This window comes from Nitrosococcus halophilus Nc 4 (assembly GCF_000024725.1).
In the GTDB taxonomy this organism is placed as follows: domain Bacteria; phylum Pseudomonadota; class Gammaproteobacteria; order Nitrosococcales; family Nitrosococcaceae; genus Nitrosococcus; species Nitrosococcus halophilus.
Genome location: NC_013960.1, coordinates 1,805,789 through 1,816,389, shown reverse-complemented (window position 1 = coordinate 1,816,389; position 10,601 = coordinate 1,805,789). Strand labels below are relative to the sequence as shown.

9 protein-coding genes are annotated in these 10,601 nt (G+C 53.8%); 3 read left to right on the top strand and 6 right to left on the bottom strand.

Annotated features, from left to right (window positions below; all coding sequences use genetic code 11):
• Positions 1 to 20: 20 nt before the first annotated feature.
• From NHAL_RS08655 to NHAL_RS08640, 4 genes are all read right to left on the bottom strand, one after another.
• Positions 21 to 224 (bottom strand): MbtH family protein, encoded by a 204-nt coding sequence (locus tag NHAL_RS08655; RefSeq protein WP_013032791.1) that lies wholly within the window; start codon positions 222 to 224, stop codon positions 21 to 23.
• A gap of 99 nt (positions 225 to 323) precedes the next feature.
• The gene (locus tag NHAL_RS08650; RefSeq protein WP_013032790.1) at positions 324 to 1,985 is read right to left on the bottom strand and encodes a multidrug ABC transporter permease/ATP-binding protein; all 1,662 of its coding nucleotides are present in this window, start codon (positions 1,983 to 1,985) and stop codon (positions 324 to 326) included.
• Positions 1,982 to 2,209, bottom strand: a complete 228-nt coding sequence (locus NHAL_RS08645) for a TonB-dependent receptor (RefSeq protein ID WP_013032789.1) — start codon at positions 2,207 to 2,209, stop codon at positions 1,982 to 1,984. Before NHAL_RS08645 ends, NHAL_RS08650 begins: the two co-directional genes overlap by 4 nt.
• A 230-nt stretch (positions 2,210 to 2,439) precedes the next feature.
• Positions 2,440 to 4,401: a cytochrome c/FTR1 family iron permease gene (locus NHAL_RS08640; RefSeq protein ID WP_013032788.1), complete on the bottom strand. Its 1,962-nt coding sequence runs from the start codon at positions 4,399 to 4,401 to the stop codon at positions 2,440 to 2,442.
• Between the two features lie 363 nt (positions 4,402 to 4,764).
• On the opposite strand from NHAL_RS08640, the gene NHAL_RS08635 reads away from it, so the two are divergent.
• Positions 4,765 to 6,504 (top strand): SulP family inorganic anion transporter, encoded by a 1,740-nt coding sequence (locus tag NHAL_RS08635; RefSeq protein ID WP_013032787.1) that lies wholly within the window; start codon positions 4,765 to 4,767, stop codon positions 6,502 to 6,504.
• 22 nt (positions 6,505 to 6,526) lie between these two features.
• Here the strand turns inward: NHAL_RS08635 and NHAL_RS08630 are convergent, their stop codons facing one another.
• On the bottom strand, positions 6,527 to 7,867 hold the full coding sequence (locus tag NHAL_RS08630) for a KamA family radical SAM protein (protein ID WP_013032786.1): 1,341 nt from the start codon (positions 7,865 to 7,867) through the stop codon (positions 6,527 to 6,529).
• 423 nt (positions 7,868 to 8,290) lie between these two features.
• Here NHAL_RS08630 and NHAL_RS08620 point away from each other — a divergent pair, with 423 nt between their 5' ends.
• Positions 8,291 to 8,569 carry a transcriptional regulator gene (locus NHAL_RS08620; RefSeq protein ID WP_013032785.1) on the top strand — a complete coding sequence of 93 codons (279 nt, stop codon included), beginning with the start codon at positions 8,291 to 8,293 and terminating at the stop codon, positions 8,567 to 8,569.
• 112 nt (positions 8,570 to 8,681) lie between these two features.
• Positions 8,682 to 10,361 (top strand): phosphoenolpyruvate--protein phosphotransferase, encoded by a 1,680-nt coding sequence (locus NHAL_RS19790; RefSeq protein WP_013032784.1) that lies wholly within the window; start codon positions 8,682 to 8,684, stop codon positions 10,359 to 10,361.
• On the opposite strand, the gene NHAL_RS20340 is transcribed toward NHAL_RS19790, so the two are convergent.
• The gene (locus tag NHAL_RS20340) at positions 10,302 to 10,601 is read right to left on the bottom strand and encodes a hypothetical protein (RefSeq protein WP_013032783.1); all 300 of its coding nucleotides are present in this window, start codon (positions 10,599 to 10,601) and stop codon (positions 10,302 to 10,304) included. The two genes, NHAL_RS19790 and NHAL_RS20340, sit on opposite strands and share 60 nt — an antisense overlap.

Here is a 10,601-nt window from a genome sequence, read left to right as displayed (position 1 = left end):
AATGCAAACACTTATGCTACTTACTGCTCCAGCGCTTCACGCAGGCTCCGCGGGCGCATATCCACCCAAGTCTCAGAGATATATTGGAGACAGGTTTGCCGGTTTCCCTTAACGCCGACTGACTGCCAGCCCTCGGGAATAGGGTGATATGTCGGCCAAATGCTGTACTGATCCTGATCATTCACAACTACTTCGAACTGGGTATCCTCATGATCGATACTCATTGCACACCTCTAAATAACAATAAATTTAATAATAGTACTAATGCTTATCATTTATATTTAGTAATAAGTAAAACCTACCTAGAGATTCATCCCGCGATGTCAGCCGATACTGATTGCCCGAACCGCATCGGCTGACACTCGGGCCCGTTCGTCACCATGCAATTCTATGAGCTGACCACCATCCATCTTAAGAATCCGATCCGCCCCATCAAAATAATGATCATCGTGGGTAATGGCGACAATAGACTTGCCGGCGATACGCAGTTCCGGTAGCAGCTGACGATAGAAAAAACGTCGAAACTGGGGATCTTGATCGGCCGCCCATTCGTCAAGCACCAAGAAATCGCGCTGTTCGAGCACCATCATCAACAGCGCCAACCGCTTACGCTGCCCTTGGGAAAAACGGGTATCACTAAGCCGACCATCACTGTGCCTCACCTTGTGCTGCATCCCTAAACGTTGCAGCCAATTATCCACCTGTTCAACAGGCACTTCCTGACCTTCTCCCGTTAGCAGACGCTGGAACAGGTGAAAATCGGTAAACACGGTGGAAAAGAGATGGCGATAAGCTTGCCAGCTATCCGCGCTTACCTCAGCGCCATCAACACGCAGCTTTCCTGCCTGCGGACGGTAGAGCCCCGTCAGCAACCGCGCCAATGTGGACTTGCCACTGCCGTTGCCCCCAATGAGAAAAATCAATTCTCCCCGTTCTAGGGTCAAATCCAGTGGCCCGACACTGAAACCCTGCTCACCGGTATGCTCATAACGGTAGGAAATGCCCTGCAAAGAAATGCGGCGGCAACCAGAAAAAGCAGGGGAAACCGATTCAAACGAGGCCCGATAAGGTGTTAGCGCCAGCGACTCCAGCTTGTTCAATGAGACATTAGCGGCGATTAGTGCCGGCATCCCCGCCAGCGCACCAATTAGCGGCGTGCGCAGAAACAGTATCGTCAACCCATAGGTGGCGGCCACACTCATCTCTGCCCAGCCCAAACCTAACGCTAAGTAAAAAATAATCCCGATCAACCCCAGCACCATCGTATTGGCCACATTACCGGCCAACCCATTATAAATATCGGCACGGGTGACATGATCCCGGTATGCCTGCGCATTCCGCTCGAACTCCTCTTCATACAAGCGTTGGGCACGGTAGCGGTTGAGGGCCAACTCCTTGCGACCCTCAATAATGGCCTGATAGTCCCCGTAAAGATAATCGTCATTTTCGCGGACATAACCAATATAATGATTGATACGTCTAATCAGGTATCCGCCCGCCAATAGCAGTATACCCAACCACAAAGCTGTCATTGCGAACAAGGGCAGAGATAACACCGCCAAATAGGCAAGTGCCGCCAAGCTGAGCGCCAGGCCATAGACCATTTCGGGCAAATGCACAAAAGCAATGGTCACATTGCGTATATCCGTGCTTAGGGCCGCGATAATGCGGGAGCCATTGAGCACTTCAAGCCGCTCGATGTCGGTATCTAATACTTGCTTAACTAATTTACACCGCAGGCGATACACAAATTGATGCCCTAACACATGCAAGGCCGTCCGGGCCCCAGTCGCCGTAATTAACAATAGCCCCAATAATGCCGCAAACTGCAGCAACAATCCGGAGACATCGTCTGCAGACTGCAGCATATGCTGATTTACAAACGCAATTACTCCCACACTCAAGAGGGCACTCAACAGGCTGAGAAAAACTACTCCGGCAAACGCCCATCGTCTTTCTGCAAGCAATAAGCGAATGAGTTTCATTCCATTTCATCCTGGGCTGTATTGGTAATGATATTGATAAGCCCCCCCGCGCCGAATCCATAGGCCGCAGTACCCCCCCGTATGACCTCGATACGTTCAATAGCGTCCACGTCATCTGAAGTGTTCTGCGCAAGCACGCTGCCAGGGAGCGCACAGCCTATAAACAAAAAATTGATGTTCCGTAAAACCCGCCACTTATTATTTGGATGAAGTATTTCGAGCATTTTCTCAATACAGATAAAAATTTAAAATTTAAACTTATTAATAATCATTATTATTTAGATTGTTTCATGTGCTCTACATCTTGTCAATTATTCTGGAAGGGAAAAGTGTTAACCATGGATGGATGCGGGCGATTGGCTGATGGGGTTGGCCGGGATGACGATGCTAGTCTCCAGCATCGTCATCCCGGCCAGATTTTTAGGAAGTTCTCCGGCCGGACAAAGAAATCCAGCTAAGCATTATTTGCCGCCGGTAGCCGACGAGAGGCGATATGGGTATAACCAAAACCCACCACCACGGCTATGAGCAAGGTGCCTTGCAGGAGCAACACCTGCCAGTTGGGGTAAACACCCAGCGCGGGCATACTTGGAAAAGTTACCGGATGCACCGGAATCATCCCCGCTTCTTGCAGGGCACCGATTCCTTTTCCAGTCAGAATCACTGCCAATAGCGCTAACAACACAGAAGTGACCCCGAAGAAGAGTTTAATCGGCAGCCGAACGCTATAGTAAAAAATTAAGCCACTGACAATCAGCAGCACCACCACCCCGACACCAAACCCACCGAGCACTGCCCCGTGCCCCTCTGAACCCGCTTGGGCCCACAAGGCCTGGTAAAACAACACCGTCTCGAAAACCTCCCGGTAGACCGCAAGAAAAGATAGCAGAGCCAGTGCCCACAAGGTCCGTTGATTCAAGGCCCCCCTCACCTGTTTGGCGATAAATGCTCGCCAGCCTTTCGCATAGGCCTTGCCATGCAGCCAAAACCCCACGTAAAGCAAAATGACGGCCGCTACTAAGGCAGCAATGCCTTCGGTCAACTCCCGGCTGGCCCCGCTAATGGAAATAAAATAAGTGGCTGCAAACCAAGTTGCCACCCCCAGCACCAGCGCAGGAATCCAACCTAAATGCACATACATCAACGCATCACGCCGTCCGGATCGAATCAAGAAGGAAATAATGGCCCCTACAATCAGGACCGCTTCCAGGCCTTCCCGCAGGATAATGGCCAAGGCACTCAGTCCAATGGCCGTGGGGGAAAGTTGGGTCTCCTCCAGCCGTTTCTGGGCTTGGCCCAAGAGTTCCTGCAACGCTTTTTGTTCGGCTTGCAGCGCCGCTACCGGCGCACCTTCCCGAATCAACGCCCGATAGGCCATCATTTCCCTCTCGATGTGGGCCCGCAGGGTGGAGTCCAACGTATTCAAGCTGGCCTCCACCAATTCGAAACCTTCCAAATAGGCTTCTACCGCCAATTGCTGAGCCCGTTCATTATTGCCTTCCCGGTAAGCTTCGAGACTCTGCTCAAGGCGTTTCAAACTCAAGTTCAGTGGCGATTCTTGGGAGCGCAGAAGAGCAGGCTCACTGCGCAAATAGGCCAATACCTGACGGGCCTCTTCCCCATGTTGAGCACTGACCTCCCGAGGCGTTTGACTGGTCAGGGCTTGCAGATCGGGGAAGATTTCCTTGCCCAGTCCCTGTTGCCATAGAGCGGCCCCCCCCTTTTGCTCCTCTGGAGTGGTGGCAAAAGTGCTCACATAAAAGGCCAGCGCCCAGCGCTGCTGCTCACTCAGAGGCTGCTGGAAACTAGGCATCGCCGTACCGGGCACCCCTAAGGTGATGGTGCTGAAAAGGCTATAAATACTGCGCTGTTCCTGACGGGCCTGATCGTGAAAATTGGTCGGTTCCGGTTCTAAACCCTGGGCGGCCGGACCGTCCCCATGGCCCTCGACACCGTGACAAGTCGCGCAGCGGGCCTCGTAAAGGGATTCGCCTGTCTCCAAATCAGGCGCTTGTTGAGGTGCGATTTCAATTTGATAGATTCGAATAATCTCCCAGCGCAACCCATTGGCTGCTGCGGCTACCCTTTCTCCGGGGGCTTTGTTTTGAATCGATGCCAGGAGCTGATGGGCTTGCTCTGCTATTTCCCCCTTTTGAGGCGTTACGGGTAATTGCTCAACGATTCCCAGAACTTCATGGGCAAACTCGAGCTGCTCCTGATACTCTTCTGCATTCAACACCTGACCATCCTGGATAAACTCAGGATAATCCACGCTAATATAGTCCAACATATGTAAAGCGGTTTGCGCCCGGCCTTCTGCAACCTCAGCGCTGCCCACTCCACCGTAGCCCATCAAGCTGATAAGCAAGGCTAACCCACTAAGCCATTTTCCTAAAGAGGGTATCGTCAATCCCATTATTCGCACCCTTATCCTCGATTTTATCCCATGAGTTCCGCTAATATTTATCCAGAAAGGGACCCTATTTTCAAAGAATAAATCAAATGAGAAGAATTTAAAATAGCATTTGCAGGATTACTAGGACTCAATATGAGAGTGACCATGTGGAGGGAATTCTATTGGGCTTGGGAAGGCGCAACCCGACCGTCGGCGGTAAAGATGAGCTGGAACCATGGGATCCACGCAGATGGGTGAACGCCCATCCCAGGAAGGAGTAGCTAAGCCAGCCTCGAACTGCCAGGGAATGCTATAGCCTCTTGAAATGAATTATCACAGGTTATATAAAATGCCCGCCATAAACTGGCACAACACAACAGGGTGATGACCCACCGCAACTCAACCCCTCCACCCTCCGAGCAATGGCTACCCGCCCTCGGGTGGCTACGCAACTATCGACGGGCAACTTTCAGCGCTGATCTCACCGCCGGCGTGATCACCGCTATATTGCTGGTACCCCAGGGCATGGCCTACGCCGTACTCGCAGGGCTACCCCCGGAGGTGGGCCTGTACGCCAGCGTGGTGCCCCCGCTCCTCTACGTGCTGACCGGCACCAGCCGCGCCATGTCCGTCGGCCCGGTGTCAGTCGCAGCGATCCTGGTGGCCGAAACACTGGCCACGACCGGCCAGACAGCCGGCGATGAGAACTATCTAGCGGGCGCCATCCTGCTGGCGGCCCTGTCCGGCGCAGCCTTGCTCCTACTGGGCGCACTGCGCCTAGGGGCGCTTGCTAATTTTCTCAGTCACCCGGTGCTTTCCGGCTTTACCAGCGCCGCTGCCCTTATCATTATTGCCAGCCAGCTCGGTAACCTCACCGGCATTCCCCTTGCGCGGGGCGACCTCTGGCGCACGGTGGAGGGGTTGGCGACCCACGCCCTCGACGCCAACGGGCCGACCCTTGCTCTTGGTGTGGGCACCACCTTGGCACTTATAGGGCTGCGCGGCCCCCTCGTCAGGCTGCTTAGCCGGCGCGGCATGAGCCAGGACAAGGCCCAACTCCTAGGGCGGGCAGCCCCTTTGCTGCTGGTCATCCTCACCACCACGGCGGTGGCAACCCTCCATCTCGACGCCCTCGGCGTGGCTACAGTAGGTGAGATTCCGGCCGGTTTGCCGCAACCTACCCTGTCATTCTTAACTAACCCCGCATGGCGTGAGCTGTTGCTGCCCGCATTCATGATCGCCTTCATAGGCTATGTGGAAAGCGTCTCGGTGGCCAAGGTACTGGCACGCAAGCGCCGCCAGAAGATCGATCCCAACCAGGAACTAGTGGCCTTGGGACTCTCCAATCTGGGCGCCGCAGTGACCGGGACCATGCCCGTTGCCGGCGGCTTCAGCCGTTCCATGGTCAACTTCGCTGCCGGGGCCCAAACCCAGTTCGCCGCACTCATCACCGCCATTCTTGTCGGCACGGTGACATTGTGGCTTACACCGTGGTTTTACTACTTGCCACAGGCCGTCCTGGCGGCGATTATCATCGTCTCGGTGGCACCGCTCATCGATCTGGACACCGTCCGCGAGAGCTGGCGCTACGACCGCGCCGATACGATGTCGCTGGCCATCACCTTCGGCGGAGTCTTGGTGGTGGGACTCGAAGGGGGGCTCGTCCTCGGGGTGCTGTTATCGGTGGCGCTGTATCAGTGGCGCGCAGCCAAACCCCACATCGCCCTTGTGGGACGGGTGCCTGGCACAGAACATTACCGCAATATTCACCGCCACCGAGTCGAGACTTGGCCTGAACTGCTACTCATACGCATTGATGAGTCATTATATTTCGCCAATGCCGCTTATCTCGATCAATTTGTCGCCAATGCCGTGGCAGAACGCCCCCAACTACGCCATTTGGTGTTTCTCATGAACCCGGTAAATCACATTGATTTGTCGGCCATCGAAACACTCATCGGCCTCACCATCGGGCTCCGGGAGGCGGGTATCACGGTACACCTTGCGGAAGTCAAGGGACCGGTCATGGACCGCCTGCAGGAGTCCCACCTCCTTACCGAGCTGCCTCCGGGGCGAGTGTTTCTATCAACTGAAGAGGCGGTGCAGGCACTCACCCAGGCCTGACTGCGAAGCGGTCAACTGCGGTTTATTGTTCGAAAAAGAATTTCTCTTCACCGAAGGCCGGTTGCAGATGGTCGAGCCAGGTGGCATTGGCATCGTAGCGAGCGAAAAAGGGACGCTGTACCCAATCCGAGTTACGCCCCTGGATCATCCGCAGGACAATCGCCTTTTCACCCTGGATTTCGGTGACCCCCTGGATCTCCACTTTACCGGGATGGGCGCTCATCGAAGGGCCCCGGGCAGTGCGGCCAATCCCCGAAACCTTCTGGATCGCATCGCGGTAAATCTGCCAAGCTTTGATTAGAGGCACTTCAAAGTAATTCCGTGCTCCGGTATCCCGCTCCACAAACATATAGTAGGGGATAATACCCAGCCCAACCTGGGTTCTCCACAGGCGCGCCCAAATATTGGCGTCGTCATTAATGTGTGCCAGTAATGGCCCTTGAGAACGAATTTGGGCGCCGGTAGCACGGACCCGGCGGATGGCTTCCCGGGCGATAGCCGGTTCCAGTTCCTGCCAGTGGTTATAGTGGGCCATCAATGCCAGGTGTTTCCCGGCCCCTTGAATTTCTTCAAACAGGGCCAACAAATCATCAGCATCATCATCAGTGACAAAACGCTGGGGCCAGAAGGTCAGGGACTTAGTGCCAATGCGGATAGTTTTTACATGGGAAAACGCCTCGCCCAGTAAAGGTTCAAGGTAGGCTCGCAAGTTGCGGGTTTTCATCACCAAGGGGTCGCCCCCTGTAACCAGCACATCCGTCACTTCCGGATGGGCTCGCAGGTAGGCCTGCAACTGGTGGGTCTCCTTGGCCGCGATCTTCAGCTCCTTGTCCCCAACAAACTGGGCCCAGCGGAAACAGAAAGTACAGTAACTATGGCACACCTGGCCGGAGCTGGGGAAAAAGAGGACTGTCTCGCGGTATTTGTGCTGCAAACCTTCGACCCGCTCCCCATTGAGGGTGGGAATATTGTCCTCCATCTGTCCGGCTGGATGGGGATTCAACTCGGCACGCACCTCACGGATGACGGCATCCAGGGTTTTCCTGTCGGCACCCCGGATAATCGCGCTTGCCACCCGGTTGAAATGCTCCGGAGCCAGCATGTCCCGCTGCGGAATAGTGAGTTGAAAGATGGGGTCATCCGGCACATTCCCCCAATCAATCAATTCATTGATTACGTATTCATTGACCCGAAAAGGCAAAACACGGGCAACCACTTCCATCTCAAACCGCCGCTCGGCGGAAAGCTTTTGTAACTGAGGTATCTGATCCAATTGCCGGGCGGTAAACACCTTGAAACGCGGCTGGCCAAAATCGGGCCAATTTTTAGTGCGGCTAATTGCCACGATATTTTGCTTAGACATCGATCGGGCTCCCCAACGATTGTTTTGCAAACTGGGTTACGCCACTTGGCACAACTTGAAGCGCAGGCAATCGCTGCGCGTTAACAAAGGCATGGCGGAGGTGCTGTACCACGCCCAAAGAACGCCAAACTCAATTGGCTCTAGAGGATAAAATTGACACCACCGTTTATTGGCGGGGCGGCAATGCTAACAAATTCAGGCCACTTTTTGAAATTTTGTACGCGACTAATGCCCCGAAAGTAACCATCATTCCCACGTCCCGGGTAGTCGCGCAGATAGACCTGTAGTAGCAGAGAATTTTCGGGCAAGAGAAGGTAGACTTTATCTCAATCTGATGGACCAGTACTATCCTTGCTATCGCACCGATGAAAATCCGCGCCTGGAGCAGCGACAACTGCATAACCGGCTGATACGATAGTCCCCATGTACCGAAAAGAACTCATCAAGATTCTGCTGAACAATCCCATGTCAGTGCATGAACTGGCAGTAGCCATGGAAGAGCCCATCAAGGAAGTAAGAGATGATCTCCAGCATCTACATAAATCGCTGCGCCACAGTCCCTACCAGATAGAGATCACCCCAGCAAAGTGCAATCAGTGCGGTTTTGTGTTTAATCGGGATAAGATGTCAAAACCAAGCAGGTGCCCCCAGTGCAAGGGGACTTGGATCAGTGCCCCCCTCATCCAAATCAGAGAAAAATAATAATTTAACTGAACATAATAAAGAACCCAGAGTCTAATTAAAGTTAAGAGCCAACATAGAGCCTATAGGCTCCAACCCAGCTAAGCGACTTTCCTCGGCAGGGGGTAAAGTCATGCTTTATACCACCACAGGAATCCAACTCAAGGGTATCCCGCTTTCACCCGGGGTCGCCTGGGGACGCGCCTGCTTCTATGGCGAAGCTACACCTTTCCTTACGTTTGATCATCGAGAAGCGATTGATGAAGCAGGCCGCCTTAATGAGACCCTAACGTGGATGGTAAAACGCCTAGAGGTCCTCGCCCAGGAAGCCGAAGCGAAGTTGGATTCGGGGATGGCGGACGTCTTTCGAATGCAGCGGATGATTCTGGAGGACCCGAACCTACAGCAACGCCTTTTCGCCTTCATTGAACATCAGGGATTAGACGCCGAACGGGCAGTAGAGAAGCAACTAGAGCAATACCAAATCCAATTGCAGACCCTAGAAACGGAATACTTACGACAGCGCGCTGCGGATATTGCTGAGATTAAACAAGGATTGCTGGATCATCTCCGCAGGGCAACCCCCTTTCTTCACTGCAAGGACATGCCCCACTGTGAGATCGGGGAGTGCCGTCTTAAAAATGACCATATTGTGATTGCCTCTGAACTCACCTCCCACTTGCTTATTGAAGCAGATTGCCATGTCAAGGGCTTTCTGGTAGAAAAAGGAGGAATCCACTCCCATGCAGCCATCCTAGCCCGTGCCTTAGGCCTACCAGTCATCGGCGGTATTCAACACCCCCACCAAGCCATCCCTCCCCATGCAAAAATCTTAATCAACGGGGATACCGGAAAGGTCATTTTAAATCCATCTGCCAAAACCCTCCATCAGGGGACCCGTCAAGCCCAACCTAAGCCGTCGAAAATCGGTCCCATTCCCGAACTTCAGGTCATGGTCAATATCGACACCCCGGCTGATCTTCAGGAAGCGCTCACGGTCGCTGCGGAAGGAATCGGGCTATATCGCACGGAAACAGAGGTCCTCATGAAAGGACGTTTGCTCACTGAAACAGAGCAAGAGGCCCGCTACACCGAAGTGGTAAAAACAATGGCTGGACGGCCCGTGTATATCCGTCTATTAGATTTGGGAGCCGATAAGGCAGCACCTTGGCTAAGACTGCCTCCCGAGGAGAATCCGGCGTTAGGATGTCGTGGTGCCCGCCTCTTACTTTCCCATCCCGAAATCCTTAGGGAGCAGGCGCGCGCGCTGGCCCGGGCCTCTATTCATGGGCCCATTCACGTGATTTACCCCATGGTCACTGATCGGGATCAGTTCCATCAACTACATGCCCTCTTCAACTCGGCCCTAACGGACTTGCCCTCGGAGTCCTTACTTCATGGGATCATGTTTGAAGTCCCCTCCGCTTACCTGCAAGCGGGGCAATTATTCCAGGAAATCGACTTCGGCTGCATTGGCACCAACGATTTGGTGCAATACCTCTTCGCCGCCGACCGAACCAATGACAATACAGGATACGATGCCCTACTTAGCCATCCCGTATTGTGGGAGCTCATACAGGAGCTTGCGAAAGCAGCCCAGGCAGCCGCAAAACCCCTCTCATTATGCGGGGAGCTTGGAGGCAATGCCCATTTTACCCAAAAGATTATCGCGGCAGGTATTCAGGCAGTCAGCGCCAACCCCAAACAAGTTTTTGCGGTGCGGCAGGCAGCTCGAAGGGTAACCCTTAACAAGTCAAAAGGCCCAAGCAATAAGCAGGGTGATAATGCCGAAGAAAGAAAAAAAGCCCCATAATATATACTGAAGCTCACCCAAGAGGCCATCGCCAGCGGCTATCGCAAACCCGATAAATAATAGGACAGTGACTCCAAACGACCACTTGGCTGCTTCTTTAAGGCCAACCCCTGGCTCCAGCGCCGCCATTGCCCCCGTCACGAAAACTCCCCCCGCCACAAAGGTAACGATTACCAACGCAGCGGCAACCACAAGCACAATCGCTAGAATTTTGAGATCGCTTCGAGAGCCTGCCCCCAT

Bases quoted from the DNA above. Each gene is read 5' to 3' on its own strand.
- NHAL_RS08655 (WP_013032791.1), bottom strand. From the start codon at position 224: ATGAGTATCGATCATGAGGATACCCAGTTCGAAGTAGTTGTGAATGAT.
- NHAL_RS08650 (WP_013032790.1), bottom strand. From the start codon at position 1,985: ATGAAACTCATTCGCTTATTGCTTGCAGAAAGACGATGGGCGTTTGCC.
- NHAL_RS08645 (WP_013032789.1), bottom strand. From the start codon at position 2,209: ATGCTCGAAATACTTCATCCAAATAATAAGTGGCGGGTTTTACGGAAC.
- NHAL_RS08640 (WP_013032788.1), bottom strand. From the start codon at position 4,401: ATGGGATTGACGATACCCTCTTTAGGAAAATGGCTTAGTGGGTTAGCC.
- NHAL_RS08635 (WP_013032787.1), top strand. From the start codon at position 4,765: ATGACCCACCGCAACTCAACCCCTCCACCCTCCGAGCAATGGCTACCC.
- NHAL_RS08630 (WP_013032786.1), bottom strand. From the start codon at position 7,867: ATGTCTAAGCAAAATATCGTGGCAATTAGCCGCACTAAAAATTGGCCC.
- NHAL_RS08620 (WP_013032785.1), top strand. From the start codon at position 8,291: ATGTACCGAAAAGAACTCATCAAGATTCTGCTGAACAATCCCATGTCA.
- NHAL_RS19790 (WP_013032784.1), top strand. From the start codon at position 8,682: ATGCTTTATACCACCACAGGAATCCAACTCAAGGGTATCCCGCTTTCA.
- NHAL_RS20340 (WP_013032783.1), bottom strand. From the start codon at position 10,601: ATGGGGGCAGGCTCTCGAAGCGATCTCAAAATTCTAGCGATTGTGCTT.